Origin of the sequence: Mucilaginibacter agri, assembly GCF_009928685.1 — a bacterium.
Classification (GTDB): Bacteria; Bacteroidota; Bacteroidia; order Sphingobacteriales; family Sphingobacteriaceae; genus Mucilaginibacter; species Mucilaginibacter agri.
In genome coordinates, this window is record NZ_WWEO01000042.1 from 39597 (window position 1) to 64679 (window position 25083).

Genomic DNA, 25083 nt, shown 5'->3' on the forward strand with positions numbered 1-25083 from the left:
ACTGTTAGTTATGTCTAGGTTATTAACCCTGTTCTACCTTATTATTTGGTCAATTCTGTCTGATACAATATGGCCCCTTCTTTGTTAATCGCTTTCATATTGAACCGGCCTGCATCTACAGAAAAATACATAAAGCCATGCTGTGATGCCTCAAAACGGCTATATGGGATACCTGTATGCACGTCAGTTAGCTCGGATCCCGCACCTGAAATAAACTGGTGAGTAAAACCTTCTGGTTTCAGGTGTTGCAGGGAATGATCGTGTCCCGAGAGGTAGATATCCACCTTGTGTTCTTCAAAAACATCAGCTAACACTTTACGCACAGTTAGGGTATCATAATTAGTGATGCGCGGCCCAACAGTATAAAAGGGATGATGCCCAACTACAATCTTCCATTTCACATCGGCTGGTGCATTCTTTAAGGTATCTTTTAGCCAGACCATTTGGGTAGCAACCTGCGGTTGCAGTGCCTCGTGCAGCATCGGGTCGGTATCTATCATAATAAACATCGCCTTGCCCTTGTCGGCGCCTAAAGATACCGTTTTGGTGTAGTAGCGCGCAGGCATATTCCAACGGCGGCTTACTTTACTGTAACGGATCTGCGCTTCCGGATCGCTGAGGTAATCGTGGTTGCCTAGTATCGAAAACCAATCGCATTGGAGTGAGTGGGCCGTGTAAATATTCTCGAACGAGTAGTGCCACAGCGGGTCTTGCTCACTGATAACACCTTTGGGATAAAAATTATCACCAACCGAAATTACAAAATCATTAGGATGCGCTGCTGCCCACAGGCCCATTTGCCTGGCAACTTCCAGTTGATCATACTCTCCATTACGGCCCCAGTCGCCTATAGCCATAAAATGCATGGCGTAGTCGTCGGCTATTTTGTTGAGGCCGGTGAGGTCATCACTTTCTAGATGGGTTATGTGTTCGCCGGCAAAAGCGCCCAGCGGACTAATAATGGATGCACCTATAGCGGTTAGGGTAGCGTTTTTTACAAAGTCTCTGCGTTTCATACTGCTCGCCCCGGCAACTTTAGGGGATTATATCAATGCCGGGAATTATAACGCAATGTACACAATGTTGCATTTGTAAATGTCAAGTAATGTTTAAGCAATTGTAAATTGTTGAATGTTAATGGATAAGTAAATGTTAATTTAAGCGGACATACTTAACATAATGATAATATTGTATTAACTTTACTATAATCTACTTTTGCACCAAACAGAAGATACTACAATATGAAAAAGACCAAGCTAAAGTCACTTGTAAAAACCGCACGTAAAAACGCAGCTAAAGACATCCAGGTAAGCATTGCTACAGAACTTAAAGCAGCAGCAGGCAAACTGGGTCAGGACGTTGAAAAACTTTCTAAAACCATCGAGAAAGAAGCCAAAAAAGTTGCTAAAAGATTAGCCGATAAAATTAAGATCGATAAAACTGCTTTGGTATTAGCTAATGACGAAGCAAAGGCTGTTGCCGCTGTAGAAAGCGTATAACACCGAACACATTAATTGCACGTTCAAGTACCCCGGCTTGAACGTTTTGTAGTCAGGAATTATATTAATTGGAGACTAGGGGAAGTATGCCCTTAAAATTGTAAAATTCAGATCGGTTCAAGAAATATTTTTCTACTTTATTTGGATTAATTATAAATAATTCCGAGTTTCGCAATGCAACAGAAAATAGATGCAAGCGACAGAAACTATTTGTATTAAGCCGAGTATTACCGAAGTGTTTTCGACAGCTTCGGGCGCAGTTTACCAATGCGATAAAGACAATTGCTGGTACATTGATTTTGCCGGTAAGGTTAACCGTTTCGACTACCGCTGCTTGCATAAACTCCGTAAAGCAGTTTACCATATAGATGTTGAGGCCCTTCTACTTAACCCGAAGAGGAGTGCCGATATGGAAATTGTATTTATCTGTGCCTGCGACCATACGTATATTCTCACTACTTTAGAGATCATAGCTTTAAAAGAGTTGCTACAAGGTACCTTTACCATGTTAGAGCTTAACCATATCATATACGATAGGCTGCACCGTTTGGCCGTTTAATCGTATTAAGACTCATTTCATATTAGCACTAATTTTTTTAGTATCAATTTATAGCATTATTATTGTTATATAACCTGTATTGATACATTAAATCGAAACTAAAATGAAAGATATAATGCGTATAAAGTGCCTCATTTCAACCGAAATGGAGAGCCTTTTAAACCAGCAGATCCGTAAAGAAGCACAATCATCATCGATATACTTAGCCATGGCTTCATGGTGCGACAGAAATGGTTTCGATGGTTCTTCTGTATATTTCTTCAAACAGGCTGAAGAGGAGAGACAGCATCAGTTGAGGTTCTTTAAATATGTACTTGATATGGGTGCAACGGCTATTTCGCCTGATGTTAGCGGTATCAAAATAGAATATAACTCTTTCCGCGAAGTATTTGAAGATGCTTTGGATCAGGAGATCAGCGTAACCCAATCAATCAAAAACATAGCAGCACTTTGCCACAAAGAGCAGGACTATGTAACCATGGAATTTTTAAACTGGTTCTTGAAAGAGCAGCGCGAAGAAGAGCACAAAGCACGCCGCGCGCTAGAACTGTTTGAGGTTATTGGCGAAGAAGGTACTGGTCGCTGGCAAATTGATAAGCACGTTGGCGATATTAAATACGACAGCGAAGCTTAAACCAAATCGATTTTCTTTTGAGTGAGAGATTGCAATACTTTAAGCACTTCTTTCTCCGAATATTCTTTTAGCCAGATGTTATCTGGCTGTATAGTACAGACCGGTGCGTAATCGCATCGGTCTGTACATTCTATCCTCACTACTTCAATATCCTGATCGCCGTGGTGGTGTTTGTTGAAGGATTTTGTCAACTTGTACAAGCTTTTCCCACCTCGTTTGGCGCATTTACTGCCGGTACATATATATAGAACTTTATCTGGTACGGTAAACTTGCTCATGATGTCTGTTGTTAACTATATATTAACGCAAAATTACGGTTAAATATATTGTACATCATCAGCACCATACTATTTATTGCAAGGAGCTGAATTAACTGCGATCCCAAAATGCTGGTGGCTCTATACCCAAGGAGCGCAGGTACACATAACCTTGTCCACGGTGGTGTATCTCATTGTCTATATAATAGAGTAGCATACCATACACCGTATCCTCATACATGCCAAAGGCTACAGTTTTTTCCCTGAATCTTTGCGGGGTTATTTGCGGCCACCAAACAAGCAGGTCTTCGGTTACCTTGTCCCATACCGCCAGCAATTCGGCTTTGGTGTTTACTATCGATTCTTTGGCGTTGTAATCCAGCTCGGGTGTAAATTGCCATTCGTTGGTTACGATGCCTTTTACACCAATGCCGGTAATGCCCATAATTTCCTTGGCAATGTGGGCAAAAGTGCGCATGCTGCCAATAGTGTAATGAAATAATGAATCTTCGGGGAATGCCTCTATTACCCGACGCGTTACGCGGCGGTGCCCCAGCCAGTTTTCTAATAATTCTTCGGGGCTAATAATTTGTACTGTTTCGGTTGCTTGTGCGTTTTCCATTGTTATTGTTTTTTATAATGATTTAAACAAATAAACGGCGGGCTAATGACAACCCTATGTCAGCAGCAATTAGTAATAATCAAATTAATCTCTACCTTGTGTTATGTACCCGCAAATCTTAAACCACATTAAAAAGTATGTGCAATTAGAAGCGCACGAAGAGCAATTACTTTGCGAGACCCTGCAAGTAATACGGTTAAAGAAAAAGCAGTATCTGCTGGAACCAGGTAAACACTGCCAGGGTAATTATTTTGTGTTGAAGGGCTGCTTGAGGCAATACTTTGTGAATACCAAGCTCAACGAGCAGATTATTCAGTTTGGGCTCGAGAACTGGTGGATTACCGATCAGGATAGTCTGCTAAGTAAACAACCATCCAATTGCTTTATCCAGGCTTTAGAAGAATCAGAAGTATTGCTATTAACAGAGAAGAGCCGCTTGATGCTTTTCGAGCGTATTCCTAAGCTTCAAGCTTACTTTTTGGCTATGATGCAAAAGGCTTTTGTTGCCTCGCAGCGGCGTATAGGCTTTATTTTTAATATGAATGACGAAGAGCGCTACCGCCACTTCGCCAAATTATTCCCCGATTTTTTGCAGCGGGTGCCACAATATATGCTGGCCAGCTATTTGGGCTTTACACCGCAGTTTATGAGCAGGCTTCGGGCAAAAAAAATCTGATTTTCTTAAACTCAGTTCATTTTTTGAGGGCATGTTTATGCTCAACTTTGTTTTATCAAAACGATAAAACAATGAGCAGAATTAAAGTAAATCAGGGAGATCCCGAAGCGTATAAAGCGATGCTGGCTTTTGAGCAATATGTAAACAGTACACCATTAACTACCAAACACAAAGACCTCATCAAGATCAGGGCATCGCAGCTTAACGGTTGTGCCTACTGTGTTGATATGCACACCCGCGATGCTCGCAAAGCAGGTGAAACAGAGCAACGCATATACAATGTTTCAGTCTGGAAAGACACACCGTTTTTCGACGAGCAGGAACGCGCTATCTTGGCCCTTACAGAAGAAGTTACCTTTATTAGCAATAAGGTGTCTGACGAGACTTATAACAAAGCAGCGGCCCTTTTTGAGCCTGCTTACCTTACTTACATCTTAATGGCTATCATCGCCATTAACTCCTGGAACAGGATCGGCGTAACAACGCACATGGAAGACTTTCTTAAAGTAGTGTGATTAATATAGTTTCAAAAACAGAAAGGGCCCCGAATCTCGGGGCCCTTTCTGTTTAATAGGGATTCTATATCTTATCTGTATGTAGACAGGTGAGTGGTTTTTATGGTGAACATAAAAGTTTTACCCACGCTTATTTTAATGGCTTTGTCTTGTAATAGCGCTTTAATAGCGTCGTCAGCTTTAAGGGCTTCATAAAGATCACGAGCTACCGCCGAGCCGCTGATGTTGTTAGTTACTTTGCCATTCTCCATCTGAATGTTAAAAGTATAACCCGATTTTCCACGGTCGCCGGCCGATTCAAAGTCTGTAATATTTAATTTAAAACTTTGATCTTCTGTAATGCTCTTCTTAAGATGCAAACGAATTACCGGGATGTACTTTTTCCAGGTGGCTAAATATGTTCTTTGTTCCATTGTATGCGGTAAAGGTATCATTATTTGATGGTGATTTTACAATTACCTAATAATCATTTTAATCATAAGTTAATAAATGCCATTGGTGTAAGACTTTGCTTACTTTATTTACATTTCAGCTACAGTAAAAACGAACCATCGGGCGGTTAATCTGTTAAATAAACAAACCTTTCAACCATGGCTTATATAGACTATTACGGGGTGCTTGGACTCAAAAAAGATGCGTCTGAAAAAGAGATCAAATCGGCATACCGTAAACTTGCGCGCAAATATCATCCGGACTTAAATCCTAACGACAAGGAAGCAAATAAAAAATTTCAGGAAGTAAATGAAGCCAACGAAGTGTTGAGCGATGCCGATAAACGGAAAAAATACGACCAATATGGCGAAAACTGGCAGCACGCCGATGCTTACGAGCAAGCCAAGCAACAACAAGGCGGCCGTACATATAGTGGCTACAGCGGGGGGGATGCAGGAGGTGGCGGCTTCAATTTTGAAAACTTTGGCGATGGTGGCGATTTCTCCGATTACTTTCAATCCATGTTTGGCAATATGGGTGGAGGCCGGGGCAGGCAGGCCAAATATCGCGGACAGGATTATCATTCAGAACTGCACCTTAATTTGTTAGAAGTGACCGAGTCGCATAAGCAAACGCTGACTGTGAATGGTAAAAATATTCGTATAACTATTCCGGCTGGGGTAGAGAATGGTCAAACCATTAAGATAGCAGGCCATGGCGGCGCGGGCACCAATGGCGGCCCGGCAGGCGACTTGCTCATTACCTTTGTAATTAAAGACGATCCTCAGTTTAAGCGCGACGGCAATAACCTTTTAAAGACGGTCAGCATTGATCTTTATACCGCTGTTTTGGGCGGTGAGGTGATTGTAGACACCCTTAACGGTAAAGTAAAGGTACCTGTAAAAGCCGGGACGCAAAACGGTGCCAAGGTTAAACTAAAAGGCAAAGGCATGCCGGTGTATAAAAAAGATAAAGAGTTTGGCGATCTGTACATCAACTACCAGATTGATATACCAACCGAACTGACCGAGAAGCAGAAAGAGTTATTCACAGAATTGAAACAGTCTCAACAAAACCTATAGTTATGTCAGCAGAAGAAATGGTAGAAGTAACTGTATTTTGCAACTACCACCACATAGAATACACGTTTATAGATTCGCTTGAAGAAAACGGCCTGGTAAAGCTCACCCATGTTGAAACGCAGAAGTTTATCCCTTTTGCAGAGCTTCATCAGGTAGAGAAGATGATCCACATGCACCAGGACCTTGATATCAATATAGCAGGCATCGAAGCTATTGTAAACATGCTACAGCGGGTAGAACAATTACAGCATGAAAATGCAAAGCTAAAGAACCAACTACGGTTGTACATTCACGAGCTTTAACGCATTTCCGTTAATTGTCCCCTAAACGGCATCTTTTTGAGACTCACCTGGCTCATTACGTCTTTTTGGTACAGGCCGATGCAATATTTGTTAAAGCTGCTATCAAAGTTAATATCGCCTATGGTAACCTCTTTGGGATAAGGTTTATTATTCAAGAAGAAGTACACTTTGGTATTCCCGTATTTATTGTAAGGCATAAAATTGCCGTAATCCGTCATTTCTTTCCAAAGTGTATCAGATAGGGTAACAGCGTAAACTCTCACCACCGGCCCCGTATTTTGCTCGTTACGGGTAAATGCTATCTCTTTAAAATTTCCTTTCAGGTCTGCCGTACCGGGCTGTGATAAAAAAATCCACAAAACCAACGCTGCCGCAACACCAACAACCACCCATAAGATAACGCTGTTTCTTTTCATGGGGTAAAACTACCAATTACAGGGGTGAGCTTGTGTCATAGCTATATTAAAATCGGGGAATATTACTCTCAATTGGAAAAAAGCAAAATTTGCCAACCTCTAAGCATTATGCTCCAAAAAATCCTTAATAATACCTGCGGTTCGTTCTGGCGCATCCTGGTATTTGGGGTTCATCAGTAATTCGCCGATATAATCGCCATGGCCTCCTGGCAGTATGCATACCCGGGCATTGGGCAATAATCTGTACATAGCAACAGCATGCTCGGGTGTTACAACATCGCGGTCGCCTATCATAATCAGCGTAGGGGAGTTGATACCGCGGATGTCATCGTCGCTCCAATCTTTAAAATTACACATGCGGTCGCGATCCTTATTGTGCATGTTTCGCAAACCCTCCACGTCATTATTTAACTGCATATAGGCATCCTGTAAAGGTTGTGGCATATTGCTCAACTCGGCCTTTTCTTGCAGGAAATCCCAAAGCCAGGGATAAACGCCATCGCGTTTATAAAAACCAGAGGCTACGATCAGGTGATCAACAATATCGGGATGGCGAACTGCAACCTGCATTGTTGTATTGGCACCATTGCTAAAGCCAAATATGTTGGCTTTCTGAATACCTAAATATTCAATAAGTGCAGCAACGTCGTCTGCATCTTGCTCAAATGTTTCGGGTGCATCACGGTCGCTCGTGCGGCCGTGAGCTTGCAGATCGACAGCAATAATTTGGGTATACTGGGCCAGATGCGGTAAAATGTTACCAAACGTAACATATATGCTGGAGCCACCACCGTGAATTAACACAAGCGGTTTACCTTCGCCATGAATCTCATAATACATTTGCAGCCCATTTACAGGCGCGTATCCCGATTTTACTAAAGTTGCAGACATGGTTAACTGGTTTATAGTAAGTGCTTGTAACGAAGTTAAGCGATATAAGCCAAAAGAAGCAAATGCTTGCCAATAAAAAAAGCCCCCAAAAAATGAAGGCCTTTACAAGTGCTCCCGACGAGATTCGAACTCATATCGATGGTACCGGAAACCATAATTCTATCCATTGAACTACGGGAGCTATTGGTGGCAAAGATATTAAAATGGTAGAAGATTGGAGTAGCATGAACAGAAAAATGATAGATAAGTATTATCGAGTGAACAACGATATCATTTGTTACTCAAATAATAGCCGACAGTAATCACCATTACCGCTATATGTTCTATGTTTAGTTTGATATGCCTAACGGCTATTGTGATCTGATTTTCAACAGAACGTCTGGAAATGCCAAGCTGATTGGCAATGTCTGTATTGGATAAATTCTCAATCCGGCTTAATATATAAATTCCGCGGCACCTTTTTGGCAGTTGGTCCAATACGTGCTCCATATCATCGGCGAGTTCCAGGTCACGTATTCTGATGTCGGCGCAATCACTGTCTGCGCTAATGTACTCCAGGTGATGATAGTCTTCTACTAAACTAATTTTTTCAGCGCTTTTTGTTTTAACATGTTTATAAACATTAGGAAATATCGATAACCTGATTTTTTGTCAACCATGGGGATGGCTCGTAAAACGCTTTGTTTTTGCCAGCAGAGCTGCTGGAGTAATTAGCAATTACGGCAAAATGCTTTTAATCCTCAAAATTTAAAATTCTTTATTCGGGGAATGATTTTACGTTTTACGAATATTTTACAATGAGTTGTTTTGTTGGTGTAAACAATCGTAAATCAGCTAGTTGATGGTATGGTTCCGTGGTGCCGGAAACCATAATTCTATCTATTGAACTACGGGAGCAATTGGCGCAAATATATATTAAAATGGCTGAATATCGTATTTATAGTTGGTGAATAAATTGGTTGCAATAGTTTTATTTGCTTTAGTACTCGCGTCGCCAATGTTCATTATCATATCATTTATAAACACAATTACCCAAATAATTATACATAACCTTTTCTAGAAGCGTCTACTTCCATTATTTCTATTATCATTGTAGTAAATCGATTTATCTGCGATGAATGTAGGCACATCTCTAGTGCCGGAAGGGCCAGCTATAACTTATTGGTTATCTGTCATTTGGACGGGTTAACCTAAGGCTAAATTAGAATATCAGTACCATTACGTGCACGCTACCACGCCCAGTATTTATAGATCATCTGTCGGGCACCAATAGTCATATTTATTATCTAATAAAAACTCGCAGTATGATCTCCAATTTACTTCCCAGATTGCTCCTGGCCTTTAATCTGTTGAGCCCCGTATCTCCGGTAGCACATCAGGATTTATCGGCCGCTCCGTGTACGCCCTACAGCACATTAACTTGTTCGCAGTTGCCCGTCAGCCTTCCATTTTCATTGTCGTTTACGTCCACAGTACCTAATTCTTTGGCCGATAAAGCTGGCATTGGAACTGGGTTTACTGTGGCCATGCCCTATTCGGGTACGCGGCTATCTGCAGATGGAACAGCTTCGGTCTCTGGCGTGCCTGGCTATGAGCCTTCAAAACTCAGTATTACCGGAGGGCGCCTGAAGCTAACAACCAATAAAGGGATTGATTATTTAACCAACAACAATCAGATTAATATTTTAAGTGTTCCGGTGGTACGAGCAGGTAAGCTAACTGTTGAAGTTTCACTCGTTAACCCTTTAAACGGGACTTCGTCTCAACAAGCTGGCTTGTGGTATGGCCTTAATGATAAATACTCACTTAAGTTGGTTTGCAGGGCAAACAGTGTAGAATTACACAAGGAGGCAAATGATGTTTCAAGTGCGGTAGCGGGCACGGCAAATACAGACCAACGGATATCGTCAACCATCAAAAATTTAAACCTAAGCACAGTGCGGTTAAGACTTGTAATAGATTCTGCAGCCAATTCAGCGGATGGCTTCTATTCATTAGATGGAGGTGCAACTTATATCAACGTAGGATCATCTTATCCAAAAACCTCTGTAAGTATAGCTGGCATGGGGTTAACAGGTACCACTGCCTATGCCGGGATCTATGCAACCCATAGGAGTGCATCAACAGCCGTCACCTATACGTTTGACGATTTTAGCGTCAAAAATGTAGTACAAAATGCCCCTAATTTTTTAAAATTTTCGGCAGACAGTCTGGTGTATACAATTTATCGAGGTGGTGCAGTTACCTCACAATCCACTAATTTAACGGCCAATACAGGCACACCTACTATTACTTTCAGCACGCTTAATGCTACTTGGTTAACAGCCCCTGCCGGTAAGCTCGGAGCGATAAGCCTGGGGAGTGCAAATATCAAAACCGATTTGGATCCCGGAAGTTATAGGGGGCTAATCGTAGCCAATGGCACCGGTTACCAAAAAGATACGCTAGTCGTTAAACTGGTCATCGTTAAAGGTGTTACTACCAATAGTGTTAATATTAATTTTCAGGATCCGGCAACGATCCCGCCTCAAGGCTGGGTTAGGGATTTCGGGCAGGCAATTGGTTCCAGAAATGGGTTGTATCAGTCAACCGGGTTAACATATGGCTGGCGGAAGAGGTCAGACGCTACACCGATAGATCTTACTAAAAACGGGTTTAACCGCAACACTCCCGAGGACATAACCCTGGCTACACTGATTCACATGCAGGCAAGCAATATAGTGGGCACTTTCTCTGGAACCAAGATACAATCTTATTGGGAAATGAATGTGCCTAATGGCACCTATGATGTTACCGTTGGCGTTGGTGATGGAATGGTGGACAATGCGACCCAAAGTTATAATATCAATGTAGAAGGTGTTAAGGCTATTGGTGGCTTTGTGCCCACCGGTAACGCGGGCACCTCGACACGATTTAAACAAACAACCGTAAGGGTACCTGTTAAAGATGAATACCTGACAATAAACGCCGATGGTGGCATGAACACCCGGATAAATTTTGCTCAGGTCGTTCCGGTGAGTATTTCGCCATACCTGGCATGGTCTAATAATACCCCCAATATTTTGATTCAAAAAGGGACAAAAACACCACAAACATTTTCATTAAACGTGAGTAACTCTAACAATACTTCTATCCAGTATAGCTTTGCAGCCACATACGGAGCCGGGGCTACAGGATGGCTTTCCTTTAAGTCTGTGCAAACAGGTATTACTCCGCTAATGACCTACGATTACAGCGCCGCGGCTTCACTGCCGGTCGGAACTTATACCGCTTCGGTCAAAGCGTCAGTATTGGGTAATACCAGCGCTACGATGGATATCCAATTAAGGGTTGTCGATTCGTTAAAACCATATGTAATTTCCTCGTCGCCTGCAAACGGCTCGGTTAATGTGGATATCAATACCGTAAGTGTAGCTGCAAACAACCTGCATGTGCCGGTGGTGTCGGGATTTAAGGGCGGGGTTGACAACAGTACTATTACCAGCAATACGGTAAAGCTATTTAAGGTTGTAGACACAACGTCAACACTGGTTCAGGGACTGGTGCAGGGCACAGGCGGGGGCGATGCAATTAGCTTTTCGCCGCTAACGCAGCTGTTACCTAATACGATGTATAAATTTGTGATCAGCAGCGGTGTTAAATCCTATAGCGGTGCCGCATTTGCACCGTTTACTTCAACCTTTGTTACCGGTAATGGAACAATTGACTCCTCCAGTATTGTTAACGCCCAGTTTACCAAGGTTGCGATACCCGGAACACAGAAAAAGAATTATACAACCCTGAGGTTTGGGCCCGACCACAAACTTTACGCGCTAAGGCTTGATGGCTCTATTGAAAGATACGCGGTTGACCCGACCAGCGGAATGCTGACAAACCAGGAAATTATATCTACGCTGGTTACTATCTACGGGAAAAGATCGGCTATTGGCTTGGTGTTTGACCCGGCATCAACGGCAAATAACTTAATTTGCTATGTTACGCATTCATCAAGCGGACTAATTAATTCACCCGCGTTCGACGGAAATATTTCAAAACTGAGCGGGCCCAGTTTAGGCACTGAGCAGTTACTGGTTACTAAGCTGCCAAGATCCACCCGCGACCACATGGCCAATAGCCTTGCGTTTGGTCCGGATGGGGCATTATACATGTGCCAGGGTAGCAATAGTTCGGCGGGTGCGTTTGATAATGATTGGCAGCGTTCAGAAAGTCTGCTCTCAGGTACTATTTTGCGCATCGATATGGCTAAGCTTAAAACACTCACATTGCCATTAAATGTTCAAACAACTGCAACGTTGAGTGTTATCAATGCAGCACCATCAAATAATATACGCATGAGTGACGGCACTTATAATCCGTATTCTACACTTTCGCCGGTAACGATTTATGCATCCGGGGTTCGCAATGCCTTTGATTTGGTCTGGCACAGTAATGGGCAGTTGTATTTGCCAACCAATGGTTCGGGAGGTGGCGGCAATTCGCCTGCTTCCGTAGCGGGCACGAGGCGACCAGATGGCACTTTCTATAATGGTCCGGATGTGCCGGCAACCACCGGCATCCAGGTACAAAAGGATTGGTTGTTCCGGGTAAACCCGTTGAAAGGCGTGGGTTATTACGGCCATCCGAATCCGTTGAGAGGGGAATACGTGGAAAATAGGGGAGTTGATGACAATCCACTTTACCCGGCGGGTACCGTAGCAGATGCATCGTATAGAGGATATGCTTATGACTTTGGACTAAATCATTCGCCGGATGGTGCTATTGAATACAAGAGCAATACGTTTAATGGCGCGCTTAAAAATAAGCTATTGGTTTGCCGCTTTAGTGGTGGTGGCGACATCGTTGTGATGGAGCCCGGTTCGAAAGTGGCCGTTCCGGGAATGACAGCTTCCAGTAACGATGCAATTTACGATATTGTAAAGGTTACCACGGGTTCCGGTAATATGGGGTTGGTCGGTATGTCGGGATTTGCCAATCCAATCAATCTTGAGGAAGACCCCCTTAACGGTAACTTATACGTTATCGAGTATAACTGGAATACCAATCCAAATCTTTTATCACAGATTACGCTACTAAAGGTAAATACAACAAATGCCGCACCCGCAGCCATAATGAATGTGACTGCAACAAAAACTGCTAATATAGAAGGATTGATATCTTATAAAAACTACGAAGTAACCTTAATGAATAAAGGAGATGGGGTATTAAACGTAAAGGATATTTCCATTACAGGGCCCGCCGCTGATGAGTTTTCTATCAATGGCATTCCAATGCCTGATAAAAATAATCCCTTAACCATGAAGCCAAATAGTTCGTTAACTTTTGGGGTTAACGCACCGGCATTTGGCATGGCAGACAGAGTCGTAAAATTGAGCGTTACGAGTGTTGAAGACTCTGTAAAAGAGGTTGAACTTCGCCTCGCCGCAGATAATAATTACGTTACGCTGAGCGCCGACAGCGCGAGCCTGAAATCAAAGCTACCTGATTCTGATAATCTTTCGTTAGTACTTTACCCTAATCCGACCACAGTTTCACAGGTTAAGGTTCAAATAAAGAACTTTGAAAAAAGCGAAGATCTTACCATCTCCTTGTATGATATCAACGGTAGAAAGCTAAAATCATTAAAAGGCAGAACAGGTTTGGATGGCACCTATGCCACCACCATTCAGTTACCGGTTAATAATAATGCGCACGTTTACATTGTGCGCGCCGTCTCGCCAACTGTGAGCAAGGAAGCCAAGTTAATAGTAAAATAACCGTTTGTTCTCGATATAATATGATAGTGAAAATACGAGGGAGAGAATAAAGTTTCAGTATTGCGTGAGGGGGGTTATAAAGCCTCCCTTTTTTGTTGATGTGGCTTGGATTTGTTTAAATATAAAATATTGCTAAACCGATTTATTTTTGTTTTTAAGGTCAAAATGGTATTATTGCTATCCAATTATCAGCCATCAATGAAACCATTATTCTTTATCCTGTTCTTCGTAGCCAGCTTATGCCCCATTAATTATTCCTTAGCGCAGTCGTCAGTCGGCAACACAAGCCAAAAACAATGGAATGCACAATGGATAGCCCAACCAGGTGATAAAGGAGTAGATTACGGTGTCTTTTATTTCAGGAAAGAATTCAATGTTGCGACTAAGCCAGTCACCTTTATTGTAAACGTTTCTGCTGATAATCGCTATAAATTGTTTGTTAATGGTAAACTGGTTTCATTGGGCCCTGCGCGGGGCGACACCTATTTCTGGAATTATGAGCAAGTAGATCTTGCACCTTACCTGGCTGCCGGTAAAAATGCAGTGTCGGCATTGGTGTGGAATGAGGGCCAATACAGCCCGGCGGCGCAGATCAGCGTTAGGACTGGATTTATTTTGCAAGGAAATTCGGCAAGTGAAGAAATATTAAATACCAATAATACCTGGAAGTGCACTCGGGATAGCGGGCACAAACCCACACCGGTTTACTTTTTCGCCGCCAGTAAAGGCGAAATGGTAGACATGAACAAAGCCGTTAAAGGTGAGTGGACAACTGTAAATTATGATGATACTAATTGGCAAAATGCTGGTAAGGTTGCAGATGGAAAACTCAAAGGAACAGCATGGGGGATAGATTGGGCATTGGTAAAATCTACATTGCCGGCCCGGGAGCTGGTTTACCAACGCCTGGTTAAATTACGCAATGTTACTGGGGTGAGTATTCCTGAAACGTTTCCTCAGAAAAAGGCACCGCTAATTATTCCCGCGCATACCTACGCCTCCATATTGCTCGATCAAACTTTTGAAACCAATGCCTATGTTACCTTAAATTTTAGTGGAGGTAAGGATGCCGGTATATCGGTAGGTTATGCCGAATCTCTTTACGAAAAGGGGAGCGGTGGCGTTAAAAAAGGTAACAGAAATGAAGTGGCGGGAAAGGAGTTCGTTGGGAGAATAGACAGCCTGATTTCTAACGGCGACGAGGTGCAATCTTTTACCACTTTAAACTTCCGAACGTTTCGGTACATCAGGGTATCAGTACAAACCCAAAACGAGTCTTTAACTATCAATGATTTGTATGGAACATTTACAGCCTATCCTTTTAAGCGTACATCGGTAATTAATACAGAGAATGCGGAAATTAACCAAATGTTGGATATTGGCTGGCGCACAGCCCGGCTAAATGCCTGGGAGACGTATACAGATTGTCCGTACTACGAACAATTGCAATATATTGGCGATACCCGCATACAGGCAATGGTTTCATATTACAATACCAATGATGATAGATTAGCGCGTAATGCACTTAATCAAATGGATCATTCGCGGTTACCAGAGGGTATTACTGCTAGTTGTTACCCTTCAAAAGGCACGCAGGTAATATCACCGTTTTCACTATGGTATATTGGTATGCTGCACGATTATTGGATGTATCGGGGCGACAACGATTTTGTTAAAGACAAGTTGCTTGGCGAAAGGGGAGTACTGGATTTCTTTAGCAAATACCAACAGCCCGATGGCTCTTTAAAAGATACTCCATACTGGGCTTTTGTAGACTGGGCAGGTAATATGTGGGGCGAGGTTAAAGACAAGGATGGCAGCGCAGCTATTTACGACCTGCAGTTACTGTGGGCTTACCAATGGGCTGCGGAAATGGAAGCTAAAATTGGCTTGAAAGACTACGCCCATATTTATAGCGATAAAGCTGCTCAGCTAAAAGCCACCATACAACGTAAATACTGGGACGCAGGTAGGAGAATGTACGCCGATACCAAAGAGAAAACCGGCTTTTCGCAGCACGTTAATTCATTAGCTATTCTTACGGGCGTAGCTGGCAAGGCAGAAATGCCTGCGCTGGCTCATAAAATGCTTACAGATACCTCCCTAACGCAATGCTCCGTCTACTTTAAATATTATTTGAACCAGGCGCTTGTAAAAGCAGGGTTGGGGGATGATTATATAAAATGGCTCGACATTTATCGACAGAATATAGCTATGGGGCTCACAACATGGGCAGAGTATTCGGATGTAAACACTTCCCGTTCTGATTGCCACGCATGGGGTTCGAGCCCGAACATCGAATTTTTCAGAACGGTTTTAGGCATTGACAGTGATGCACCTGGCTTTAGTAAAATTAAGATCGAGCCCCATTTGGGTAAATTGACCAATATCGGCGGCGAAATTCCTCACCCTAAGGGCAGGGTAGCCGTTAACTATGCCCTTGCTAATGGCAAATGGAAGGTCGACATTAACGTGCCAAAAAACATCCCGGGCGTGTTTGTGTGGAAAGCAAAACTGTATCAATTAAAGCCAGGCAACAACGCCTTTGTTTTGTAATGTAATGATCTGCTAATTCGATTTATTAGCATTTTAAGTGCTTATTTAATGTAATTTATTAATTTATAACGTCAAATTTATTTCAATTAAATAAAAATGGAAAAATTGGTTGCTGGAGAAATTAATAATTATAATTTTGCTAAATCGATTTACAATTTCATATTGCCTAAATAAAACAATGAGAATGTTTTTGTAAGTTTTTGCTAAATCGATATTTTAATCGTAACCAATTATATTATGAAAAAAAAGCTTTACACTCAAATGGGGAGGGTAAAACCTACCTTGCGTTTCTCGTATTATTGTTTGCTTGGGCTTTCACTGGCGCTTACCGATAGCACGTCTGCTTTTAGTAAACCCAGCATTTCTGCAAAAGCAAAAAACATTTCCGGTGCACTCTCTAATGCCGCTATTACGGTTAAGGGTGTTGTGACCGACGAAAAGGGCCAGCCATTACCGGGCGCCTCAATAAAAATTAAAAACGGAACGACGGGTACCGTTACAGATGTTAATGGTGCTTTCTCTCTAAGCGTTCCGGATGCAAGTGCAGTACTGCAAGTAAGTTTTACCGGCTACGAAACCCGTGAAGTAACCGCATCATCATCGCAACTTAAAATACAATTGCAGCCTGGTAATAAGTCGCTTAACGAAGTTGTGGTTGTAGGTTATGGTACATCTAAAAAGGCAAATCTAATTACCTCAATCGCCTCTGTTAAAGGCGATGCCATTACGGAGAGGCCAACTACCGTAAACGTATTACAGGGTTTGGCAGGTAAAGCGGCTGGCGTTAACGTAATGACCAACTCTGGAAAACCAGGTGGTAACCCAGCGGTAAAAATCAGGGGTACTGGTTCTATCAACTCATCTAACTCGCCATTATATGTAATTGATGGCGTTGTAGGTGCAGATCCAAACTCAATTGATCCTAACATTGTGGCATCTGTTGATGTATATAAAGATGCCGGTTCAACTGCTATTTATGGTTCGCGCGGTGCGAACGGTGTAATTGTGATTACCACTAAATTGGGCAAAAAGAACTCGTCGGATATTTCGTTTAACAACACGGTTAGCTTTGGTACTTTGCAACATGAGATCAATTTGCTTGATGCTAATGGGGCATTAGAGTTACTTAAAAGAGAATACGAATACGTTCCGGGCAGATTAGCTCCTCACTTGGATCCAACTAATAATTTTGCACGCAAAAGCGACTTATTTAACGTAGATGGTACACCGAAATACAATACCGACTGGCAGAAAGAGGCAACACGAACAGCAATTTCTCATCAGCACTCTTTAACTTTCTCTGGTGGTAAGGATGACTTCACCATATTGGCGAACATCTCTTACAAAAACAATGAAGGTATTATGCTTAACAGCTATGCCAAGCAGTTAAATGGTTACATCAACATAGGCTGGGATGTAAAACCTTGGTTAAATATCAAAGCTAGTTTAAACGCTGGCGGTTACCAATCTAACAATATTGAAGGCAATACCCTTGGCTTAAATGCGGTAAGAGAGATGTATGAGTTTCTACCATTTATGCCGGTTCAATATCCGGATGGAACTTATTCGCGCAAAGGGGATTACCCGGGCGAAGAGGATTCTGAAAACCCGGTTAGATTGTTAAAAGATGTAAAGGATGTAACCGGCCGCATCTCAACTTTAGGCAACTTTGTGGGTACATTCCATTTAGCTAAACATTTAAATTTCGTTACATCATTTAGCGGTCAGCTAAATTCGGGTTACGAGAATTATTTCTCTGGTAACGATGTGTTTGGTGTATCGCAACAACAAGGTGGGGTAGCACAACGTACCAATACATTAAATTCTGTATGGAGTAATGAGGACTATTTTTCATACGATAATCTGTTTGGTAAACACCATGTTAATGCCATTGTAGGTGCAAGCTGGTACGATTATATTACCTCTGCCACCAAAACAGGTTCTGAAAATTTCTTCGACAATACTTTCAGTTATTACAATCTGGGTGCTGGTACCGTTATCGAAACGCCTTCTTCATCGCAGATCGAAAATCAGTTAAACTCGTTCTATACCCGTGTTAATTACGATTACGACGGTAAGTATTTGTTCGGTGCTTCGTTCAGGGCTGATGGTAGCTCTAAATTCCGTGGTGATAACTTATATGGTTATTTCCCGGCATTCAATGCAGGCTGGAGGGTTTCGAAAGAGAACTTCTTTAAAGGGTTGCAGTCTGTTATCAGCGATCTGAAAATAAGAGGTAGCTACGGTTTGGTTGGTAACCAGGAAATTGGAAATTACCCTACCGTATCGTTATATAACAGTACACAATCAATATTTAATCAGCAAAAAACCTCAGCTGTTACATTAGCCACGTTTGGTAACCCCGATTTGAAATGGGAAAAATCTCAACAATTGGATTTGGGTTTAGATGTAAGCTTTCTTAACGGCCGTATAGATTTCAGCGGAGATTACTACAATAAAATAACTAAAGACCTTATCTATTTTGTACAACAACCAGCAACATCTGGTTATGCCGGTGCTTATAAAAACCTGGGCTCAATCAGAAACCGTGGTTTTGAGCTAACCTTAAATACGCAGAACATTGTAAGCAAGGATTTTAAATGGAGCTCGAGCATTAACTTCTCGGTAAACCGCTCGAAAGTGTTAAATATCAATCACGATATTATCTATACCTGGGGTGGCCGCATAATGGAAGGCGAACCGCTGAACGAGTTTTATGGTTACATAAGACAAGGGGTTTGGACACAAGCACAAGCTGCCGAAGCCGCCAAATTTGGCAAACTACCGGGCGATTTACGCTATGCCGATTTAAACAACAATGGTGTTAAAGACGCTGGCGATCGTACTGACCTCGGTAACGCCATGCCTAAATGGGAAGGTAACTTTACCAACACTTTTACTTACAAAAACTTATCGCTGTTTTTAGATCTGGAGGCTATGTATGGTAACAAACTGCTTAACCTTACCCGCTTTATCATGACAGGCCCAACCATTAACGTTAACAGTTATGCCGAGGTATTAAATGCTTATACCCCGCAAAATCAAAACTCTACTAACGCACAGGTTCGTTTGGCAAATGACCCATACTCAGACCACGAAGTTGCAGATAGCCACTACGTAGAAGATGGTTCATTCTTACGGGTTAGAAACATTGCCCTTACCTACAAGTTTAATAAAGATTGGTTGAAAGCGATAAAGATGACAAACCTATCATTAGGTGTTAATGTAGAGAACGCTTTTCTATTTACAAAATACAAAGGTTATGATCCGGAAGCAACCTCATTCGATGCTTCTCTGAATCAGGGTGTGGATGTTTATCAGTATCCGAAACCACGCACTATCTCTATTAACCTTAACGCTAATTTTTAATTCATTCGCCATGAAAAAGATATTTTTATCACTCATCATACTTTCAGTTGCGCTTACATCATGTAAAAAGTTTCTGGAAGAAAAAACCAATGGCCTTTTAACGCCAGACAATTACTATAACAATAGCCAACAAATAAGAGCAGCAGTTAACGGTGCCTACCTTGGGTTAAACAGTCCGTTTATTACCACCATTGGTGTGGCTGTAAGTCCTGTGTTCAGCTTGGAATACATTACAGGCTATTGCCAGCGCCCAAGGCCTAGCGGAAATGAAGATAATCAGTTTATTCAGCTAGGCGGAATAGACAATGCTAACAGTTCTTTAGAAACCTGGTGGACATCTTCTTATTATCCGATTGAAAACTGTAATAGCATTATCGCTAACGTGGGCAATTCTACAGTGGTTAATGCCACTACGCGTGATAATTTCTTAGCAGAAGCCTACTTTCTGCGTGCCTATTACTATTTTCAATTAGTAAGATTATTTGGCAGTGTGCCGCTTAAAACCACGCCTACAACAGACTTAAACGATACTCAGTTGTCGCGTGCACCTGTTGAAAGTATCTACAATCAGATTGTATCTGACTTAACAACTGCCGAAAAAGCCGGCTTAAACTGGACTGATAAAACGGGCCATGTTTCTAAAGGCGCCATCAAGGCATTGTTAGCCAAAGTTTATATTACTATGGCAGGATACCCGCTTAATAAGGGCCAGGAGTACTACCAGAAAGCTTATGACGAAGCTAACCAGGTGATACAAAGCGGTCAGTTTAGTTTGTTTACCAACTACGCCGATCTGCGTAATCCGGCTAACTACAACAGCGGTGAGCATATCTTTATGATTCAGCACGATGAGAATACAATTCCTAACATCATGCACTTTACATTAATGCCGTATCCAGAGTTACCGATCAGTATCCAGCCTTCTTATAGCGGTGCTATGGCACCTGCGGGTTCTTTCTACAACTCATATGCCGCTGGTGATAAACGTGTTGCCGAAGAGAACTTTTACTACACGCAACATGGCCAATATGGTAATCCTTCAAACATTATCAAATTGCCAATGCCATATATCTATAAATACTGGAATGATCAGGCAGAGATTAGCGGCAGAGACGGTTCTAATTTCCCGTTGATAAGATATGCAGATGTTTTATTACTGTGTGCCGAAGCCAGCGCAAGTTTAAATGGCGGTACAACATCGGATCCAATAGCCGTTGCATCGTATAACAAAGTGCATCAGCGTGCTTTCCCTACAGCGGCCGCAGCCTCAACAATTGCGCTTGATGATGTTTTAAAAGAACGTTATTGGGAACTGGCCTTTGAGTTTCAAACCTGGTTCGACATGCAAAGAACACGTAAGGCGTTTGATGTAGATAACAACAAGATTGTAAATATTATAGGTTATAAAGCGCCGATGCATAATCGTGCATTTGCCGAAACAGATTTGTTATGGCCTATACCATTAACCGAGATTCAAAAAGATCCGAACTTAAGTAAATAATTATCCTAAACACTAATTGCATTGCAGGGAGACAGCTTGTCTGTCTTCCTGTATACCTGCCTATTATGAAACGGAATTTACTAGTCTTTTTAACCCTTATTTGCTTGTGGTTAGGCGTGAATGCGCAAACCATTCAGCCGTTTAAACAAGGCGACAGGGTAGTGTTTATGGGTAATAGCATTACCGATGGCGGTCATTATCATTCTTATATATGGCTGTATTATTTAACCCATTACCCTAACATGCGGGTAACCATGTTTAATGCAGGGATAGGGGGGGATGTTTCGCAGCAAATGTTGGAGCGCCTGGATGGTGATGTGTTTGCGCACAAGCCTACCGTGATGACGCTTACTTTCGGAATGAATGATACAGGCTACCAAAGATTAAAAGGCGATAAAGCAGATTCTGTTTATAATGCAAAGGTGGCAACCTCATTGAGAAGCTTTGCCTTAATCGAGAGCAAGCTCAAAAGCCACCCGGAGGTTAAGAAAATTATGATCTCGTCGCCGCCTTATGACGAAACATCAAAAATTAAAATAGAGCCTTTGTTGAAAAAAAATGAGGCCATATTAAGAATAGCCGCCGAACAGAAAAGAGCAGCAGACCGAAATGGTTGGGGGTATGTAGATTTTAATGGCAGTCTCACAGAGCTTAGCCTTCGTGAGCAACAGCGCGATTCGATGTTTACTTTTAATAACGCCGATCGCATCCATCCCACTAACGACGGACAAATGGTAATGGTTTACACCTTTTTAAAGGCACAGGGCATGGCAGGTAAAAAAGTGGCCGATATTGTCATAAGCGCTTCGCAAAAAAAAGTAGCCCAGGCCGAAAATTGTGTTGTATCAGCAACATCAATTTCATCATCAGCTATTAAGTTTAGCTATTTGGCTAATTCTTTACCTTATCCAACCGACACAATTCCCAGCGGTTTTGGCAGGCCTACGCGCTCTCAGGCAGATGCTTTGAAACTGATTCCGTTTATCACGGAGTTTAATCAGGAGATTTTACAGGTAAAGGGCCTTAAAGCTGGTAGTTATAAATTGAAGATAGATGGGGAGACTGTAGGGAGCTATACATCAACTGATTTTGATAAGGGAATTAACCTCGCAATTAATAATAACACACCACAGTATCAGCAGGCGTTAGCTGTAATGCACCTTAATGAAGAACGCTGGGAGATTGAACGCCGCCTGCGCGAATATTACTGGATCCATTATTCTATTCTAAAACCTAAAGGCATGCTTTTTAATGATAGTAATGCCACGGTCGATTCGCTGCAGAAATACGCGAAGAAAGATTTTTTTGTTGCCGCCACGGTGCCAACTTATCGTAAGGCACGGTTTAAAAATATACGCGATGCCTGGCAAAAAGAAATTGAGTTATTGACTAACCAGTTATATGTGATCAATAAACCGGTAATGCACCGTTTCGAGATAATTTCAACTAACAATTAATGACTAAGAAAATATACTCGTTGTTGTTTGCACTATGCCTGGCTACCATTCAGGCAGTAAATGCTCAAAACGCCTACTATATAGATGGTTTTCACGGGGGGATTTGGGGTCATTATCCTGATTGGAATACCCGCTTTATGGCAGATATGCTCAAAGCTAATCCTGATTGGAAAATCAACATTGAATTAGAACCCGAAACCTGGGACAGGGCGCGCGCGGTTGATCCGGCTGCTTATGCCGAATTCAAAGCATTGTTCGCAGATCAATCTTTAAAGGGCAGGATAGAGTACATTAACCCGGCCTATGCGCAAAGTTACATGTACAATATATCTGGCGAGAGTATCATCAGGCAATTAGGATATGGTATGAAAATGATCAAGGCGCATTTTCCAGAAGCCGTTTTTACAACCTATTCTACAGAGGAACCTTGCTTCACCAGTGCTTTGCCGCAAATACTAAAATCATTCGGGTTTAAATATGCTTCGCTTAAGAATCCGAATACTTGTTTTGGTGGTTACACACGTTCGCATAGCGGTGAATTGGTCAACTGGATAGGGCCGGACGGCACGGCAATTATTGCATCGCCAAGATATGATGTGGAAAAGCTTTCGCCTAAATCTACATGGCAAACCATTGCGTGGGATAATTCTCCCGAATATATAAAAGGTGCTGTGGCTGATGGAATGGCACACCCAATTGGTATGACACTGCAAGATGCAGGGTGGAAAAATGGCCCATTTATTGGTAATGGGCAGCATGGCGATGTTAAAAGCACCTACGTAACCTGGCGAAACTATTTCACAAACATTGCCAAAAATGATCCACGCGAGAATTGGAAAGTATCGCAGGAAGACATGCTGGTGAACCTGGTATGGGGTTCGCAGGTTACACAACAGATAGCACAGAAGGTTAGGGTATCTGAAAACAAACTGGTCTCTACAGAAAAGTTGGCAGCTATAGCTAAATTATACGGAAATGCCAACTGGCCACAGGCTGCTTTAGATTCGGCATGGCGTACCCTGCTGCTGTCGCAGCATCACGATTGCTGGATAGTGCCTTACAATGGCAAACCGGGAGATACCTGGGCCGATAAAGTTACCGGCTGGACCACCCACACGAATAATATATGCGATAGCATTATTTCCGCTGCAGGACATGCACTTAATCGCGCAAGTGATAAGGGCGAATTTATTACGGTTTATAACACAACCGGGGTTAACCGCAACGAAAATGTAGCCGTCGATTTGCCGGGTAACTATTCAGCTGTTAACACATCTATTGTTGATGGCAAAGGTAATGAAGTGCCGTCGGACGTTGTGTCTACAAATGGCGCAAACCGGATTATGTTTAAAGCCAATGTTCCTGCAATTGGTTACGCCGTTTATCAGCTTAAACAAAAAACATCGAACCGAACAAAACTAGCCAGTATTACAAAGTTGAGCGATGGTATTTATCAGATAGAAACAGACCTGTATCGCATTAAACTTGATACATTACACGGCGGTGTTATTAAAAGTTTGATTGCGAAAAAGCTAAATAACAAAGAGTTTATAGATCAGAACAATAGTCGCAGCTTTAACGAATTGCGGGGCAATTTTTATAACAATGGTGGCTTTAAATCAACCGCCGATAGTATAGTAAACATTGAAGTGCTACAAAACGGGCCGCTCAATTTTAAATTAGCCATAAGAGGTAAAATTGCAGGTAACGATTTTACGCAGACTATTTCATTAGCACAAGGCCAGCCACGTATTGATGTTAACTTAAAAATAGACTGGAAGGGCAACCCTGGCATTGGGCAAGACACGAAACCCGGCACTTATAAAATGGAGCAACCCGCCAAAGCATTTTATGACGATCGTAATAAACTGCTAGCCATGTTCCCGCTTAACTTAAAACATCAAAAGGTTTATAAAAATGCACCTTTTGATGTAACCGAGAGCAAGTTGGAGAATACGTTTTTTACCCGTTGGGACAGCATTAAAAATAACGTAATACTTAATTGGGTAGACGTTACTGACAGCGATAACCAATACGGCATGGCCTTGTTTACGGATCATACCACCAGCTATGCTCATGGGGCTGATTTTCCGCTGGCGCTTAATGTACAGTATTCGGGTATGGGTTTGTGGGGCAGAAATTATACCATCAATGGGCCGACTGAAATTAGATACGCCCTGATGCCTCATGCCGGGAAATGGGATAAAGCGGACATTTGGGCAAAAGGCGCGGAATGGAACGAACCTCTACTGGCTATATTATCAAACGGACATCCGCAAGGTATGAGCCGCTCGTTAGTTACTGTACCAGCAGGGTACGAGGTAACTACTATAAATTTCAAAAATGGAGATTTGTTGGTTAGGGTGTTTAATGCAGGTAGTGCTGCTGCAGGTAAAATTATCTTTAATTGCAATGCAAGCAGCGCACTACTAACCCAGCTTGACGGACGCTACACCGGCAAGCTGGGTTTGCATAAACATGCCAGTAAAATATATACAACGGTTAGGATACCGCAATTTGGTATCCGGACAATCAGATTAGCAAATGCAGTTAAGTTATAAG

The 25083-nt window shown here is 42.2% G+C and carries 20 protein-coding genes and 1 tRNA gene; 13 read left to right on the forward strand and 8 right to left on the reverse strand.

What is annotated here, in order from left to right; genetic code table 11:
- Positions 1–41 precede the first annotated feature (41 nt).
- The gene (locus tag GSY63_RS10185) at positions 42–1016 is read right to left on the reverse strand and encodes a metallophosphoesterase (protein ID WP_166585707.1); all 975 of its coding nucleotides are present in this window, start codon (positions 1014–1016) and stop codon (positions 42–44) included.
- 225 nt (positions 1017–1241) lie between these two features.
- Between GSY63_RS10185 and GSY63_RS10190 the strand changes: the two genes are divergently transcribed.
- From GSY63_RS10190 to GSY63_RS10200, 3 genes are all read left to right on the forward strand, one after another.
- A complete protein-coding gene (locus GSY63_RS10190) occupies positions 1242–1499 on the forward strand; it encodes a hypothetical protein (RefSeq protein ID WP_166585708.1) in 258 nt (85 codons plus the stop codon).
- A 190-nt stretch (positions 1500–1689) separates the two neighbouring features.
- The gene (locus GSY63_RS10195; RefSeq protein WP_166585709.1) at positions 1690–2058 is read left to right on the forward strand and encodes a hypothetical protein; all 369 of its coding nucleotides are present in this window, start codon (positions 1690–1692) and stop codon (positions 2056–2058) included.
- Positions 2059–2161: 103 nt separating this feature from the next.
- Positions 2162–2692 carry a ferritin gene (locus tag GSY63_RS10200; protein WP_166585710.1) on the forward strand — a complete coding sequence of 177 codons (531 nt, stop codon included), beginning with the start codon at positions 2162–2164 and terminating at the stop codon, positions 2690–2692.
- Here the strand turns inward: GSY63_RS10200 and GSY63_RS10205 are convergent.
- Positions 2689–2970, reverse strand: coding sequence for a (2Fe-2S) ferredoxin domain-containing protein (locus GSY63_RS10205; RefSeq protein WP_166585711.1), 282 nt, complete (start codon positions 2968–2970; stop codon positions 2689–2691). The genes GSY63_RS10200 and GSY63_RS10205 overlap by 4 nt on opposite strands.
- Positions 2971–3061: 91 nt before the next feature.
- On the reverse strand, positions 3062–3571 hold the full coding sequence (locus GSY63_RS10210) for a DinB family protein (RefSeq protein ID WP_166585712.1): 510 nt from the start codon (positions 3569–3571) through the stop codon (positions 3062–3064).
- Between the two features lie 103 nt (positions 3572–3674).
- Between GSY63_RS10210 and GSY63_RS10215 the strand changes: the two genes are divergently transcribed.
- Together GSY63_RS10215 and GSY63_RS10220 are read left to right on the forward strand one after the other, a co-directional pair.
- Positions 3675–4247, forward strand: a complete 573-nt coding sequence (locus GSY63_RS10215; protein WP_166585713.1) for a Crp/Fnr family transcriptional regulator — start codon at positions 3675–3677, stop codon at positions 4245–4247.
- Between the two features lie 71 nt (positions 4248–4318).
- Positions 4319–4762: a carboxymuconolactone decarboxylase family protein gene (locus GSY63_RS10220; protein WP_166585714.1), complete on the forward strand. Its 444-nt coding sequence runs from the start codon at positions 4319–4321 to the stop codon at positions 4760–4762.
- Between the two features lie 71 nt (positions 4763–4833).
- On the opposite strand, the gene GSY63_RS10225 is transcribed toward GSY63_RS10220, so the two are convergent.
- Positions 4834–5175, reverse strand: a complete 342-nt coding sequence (locus GSY63_RS10225; protein ID WP_166585715.1) for a hypothetical protein — start codon at positions 5173–5175, stop codon at positions 4834–4836.
- A gap of 177 nt (positions 5176–5352) precedes the next feature.
- Between GSY63_RS10225 and GSY63_RS10230 the strand changes: the two genes are divergently transcribed.
- Both GSY63_RS10230 and GSY63_RS10235 read left to right on the forward strand, forming a co-directional pair.
- Positions 5353–6276, forward strand: a complete 924-nt coding sequence (locus GSY63_RS10230; protein WP_166585716.1) for a DnaJ C-terminal domain-containing protein — start codon at positions 5353–5355, stop codon at positions 6274–6276.
- A 2-nt stretch (positions 6277–6278) separates the two neighbouring features.
- The gene (locus tag GSY63_RS10235) at positions 6279–6578 is read left to right on the forward strand and encodes a chaperone modulator CbpM (protein WP_166585717.1); all 300 of its coding nucleotides are present in this window, start codon (positions 6279–6281) and stop codon (positions 6576–6578) included.
- Here the strand turns inward: GSY63_RS10235 and GSY63_RS10240 are convergent.
- From GSY63_RS10240 to GSY63_RS10255, 4 genes are all read right to left on the reverse strand, one after another.
- Positions 6575–6994 (reverse strand): hypothetical protein, encoded by a 420-nt coding sequence (locus GSY63_RS10240; protein WP_166585718.1) that lies wholly within the window; start codon positions 6992–6994, stop codon positions 6575–6577. The two genes, GSY63_RS10235 and GSY63_RS10240, sit on opposite strands and share 4 nt — an antisense overlap.
- A 99-nt stretch (positions 6995–7093) precedes the next feature.
- Positions 7094–7885 (reverse strand): alpha/beta fold hydrolase, encoded by a 792-nt coding sequence (locus GSY63_RS10245; RefSeq protein ID WP_166585719.1) that lies wholly within the window; start codon positions 7883–7885, stop codon positions 7094–7096.
- A gap of 109 nt (positions 7886–7994) precedes the next feature.
- Positions 7995–8066, reverse strand: a tRNA-Arg gene (locus tag GSY63_RS10250).
- 89 nt (positions 8067–8155) lie between these two features.
- Complete coding sequence (locus GSY63_RS10255; RefSeq protein ID WP_166585720.1) at positions 8156–8374, reverse strand: sigma factor-like helix-turn-helix DNA-binding protein; 219 nt, start codon at positions 8372–8374, stop codon at positions 8156–8158.
- Positions 8375–9369: 995 nt separating this feature from the next.
- Here GSY63_RS10255 and GSY63_RS10260 point away from each other — a divergent pair.
- From GSY63_RS10260 to GSY63_RS10285, 6 genes are all read left to right on the forward strand, one after another.
- Positions 9370–13638 (forward strand): Ig-like domain-containing protein, encoded by a 4269-nt coding sequence (locus tag GSY63_RS10260; protein WP_208094515.1) that lies wholly within the window; start codon positions 9370–9372, stop codon positions 13636–13638.
- Positions 13639–13836: 198 nt separating this feature from the next.
- Positions 13837–16194: an alpha-L-rhamnosidase-related protein gene (locus GSY63_RS10265; RefSeq protein WP_166585722.1), complete on the forward strand. Its 2358-nt coding sequence runs from the start codon at positions 13837–13839 to the stop codon at positions 16192–16194.
- A 237-nt stretch (positions 16195–16431) separates the two neighbouring features.
- Positions 16432–19563 carry a SusC/RagA family TonB-linked outer membrane protein gene (locus tag GSY63_RS10270; protein WP_166585723.1) on the forward strand — a complete coding sequence of 1044 codons (3132 nt, stop codon included), beginning with the start codon at positions 16432–16434 and terminating at the stop codon, positions 19561–19563.
- A gap of 10 nt (positions 19564–19573) precedes the next feature.
- Positions 19574–21064, forward strand: coding sequence for a RagB/SusD family nutrient uptake outer membrane protein (locus GSY63_RS10275; RefSeq protein WP_166585724.1), 1491 nt, complete (start codon positions 19574–19576; stop codon positions 21062–21064).
- Positions 21065–21129: 65 nt separating this feature from the next.
- Positions 21130–22521 (forward strand): SGNH/GDSL hydrolase family protein, encoded by a 1392-nt coding sequence (locus GSY63_RS10280; RefSeq protein WP_166585725.1) that lies wholly within the window; start codon positions 21130–21132, stop codon positions 22519–22521.
- Positions 22521–25082 carry a glycoside hydrolase family 38 C-terminal domain-containing protein gene (locus GSY63_RS10285; RefSeq protein WP_166585726.1) on the forward strand — a complete coding sequence of 854 codons (2562 nt, stop codon included), beginning with the start codon at positions 22521–22523 and terminating at the stop codon, positions 25080–25082. Before GSY63_RS10280 ends, GSY63_RS10285 begins: the two co-directional genes overlap by 1 nt.
- Position 25083: the final 1 nt, after the last annotated feature.

What these genes read in the sequence shown, in the direction of transcription:
- GSY63_RS10185 (WP_166585707.1), bottom strand. Translation starts at nt 1,016, where the DNA reads ATGAAACGCAGAGACTTTGTAAAAAACGCTACCCTAACCGCTATAGGT.
- GSY63_RS10190 (WP_166585708.1), top strand. Translation starts at nt 1,242, where the DNA reads ATGAAAAAGACCAAGCTAAAGTCACTTGTAAAAACCGCACGTAAAAAC.
- GSY63_RS10195 (WP_166585709.1), top strand. Translation starts at nt 1,690, where the DNA reads ATGCAAGCGACAGAAACTATTTGTATTAAGCCGAGTATTACCGAAGTG.
- GSY63_RS10200 (WP_166585710.1), top strand. Translation starts at nt 2,162, where the DNA reads ATGAAAGATATAATGCGTATAAAGTGCCTCATTTCAACCGAAATGGAG.
- GSY63_RS10205 (WP_166585711.1), bottom strand. Translation starts at nt 2,970, where the DNA reads ATGAGCAAGTTTACCGTACCAGATAAAGTTCTATATATATGTACCGGC.
- GSY63_RS10210 (WP_166585712.1), bottom strand. Translation starts at nt 3,571, where the DNA reads ATGGAAAACGCACAAGCAACCGAAACAGTACAAATTATTAGCCCCGAA.
- GSY63_RS10215 (WP_166585713.1), top strand. Translation starts at nt 3,675, where the DNA reads ATGTACCCGCAAATCTTAAACCACATTAAAAAGTATGTGCAATTAGAA.
- GSY63_RS10220 (WP_166585714.1), top strand. Translation starts at nt 4,319, where the DNA reads ATGAGCAGAATTAAAGTAAATCAGGGAGATCCCGAAGCGTATAAAGCG.
- GSY63_RS10225 (WP_166585715.1), bottom strand. Translation starts at nt 5,175, where the DNA reads ATGGAACAAAGAACATATTTAGCCACCTGGAAAAAGTACATCCCGGTA.
- GSY63_RS10230 (WP_166585716.1), top strand. Translation starts at nt 5,353, where the DNA reads ATGGCTTATATAGACTATTACGGGGTGCTTGGACTCAAAAAAGATGCG.
- GSY63_RS10235 (WP_166585717.1), top strand. Translation starts at nt 6,279, where the DNA reads ATGTCAGCAGAAGAAATGGTAGAAGTAACTGTATTTTGCAACTACCAC.
- GSY63_RS10240 (WP_166585718.1), bottom strand. Translation starts at nt 6,994, where the DNA reads ATGAAAAGAAACAGCGTTATCTTATGGGTGGTTGTTGGTGTTGCGGCA.
- GSY63_RS10245 (WP_166585719.1), bottom strand. Translation starts at nt 7,885, where the DNA reads ATGTCTGCAACTTTAGTAAAATCGGGATACGCGCCTGTAAATGGGCTG.
- GSY63_RS10255 (WP_166585720.1), bottom strand. Translation starts at nt 8,374, where the DNA reads ATGGAGCACGTATTGGACCAACTGCCAAAAAGGTGCCGCGGAATTTAT.
- GSY63_RS10265 (WP_166585722.1), top strand. Translation starts at nt 13,837, where the DNA reads ATGAAACCATTATTCTTTATCCTGTTCTTCGTAGCCAGCTTATGCCCC.
- GSY63_RS10270 (WP_166585723.1), top strand. Translation starts at nt 16,432, where the DNA reads ATGAAAAAAAAGCTTTACACTCAAATGGGGAGGGTAAAACCTACCTTG.
- GSY63_RS10275 (WP_166585724.1), top strand. Translation starts at nt 19,574, where the DNA reads ATGAAAAAGATATTTTTATCACTCATCATACTTTCAGTTGCGCTTACA.
- GSY63_RS10280 (WP_166585725.1), top strand. Translation starts at nt 21,130, where the DNA reads ATGAAACGGAATTTACTAGTCTTTTTAACCCTTATTTGCTTGTGGTTA.
- GSY63_RS10285 (WP_166585726.1), top strand. Translation starts at nt 22,521, where the DNA reads ATGACTAAGAAAATATACTCGTTGTTGTTTGCACTATGCCTGGCTACC.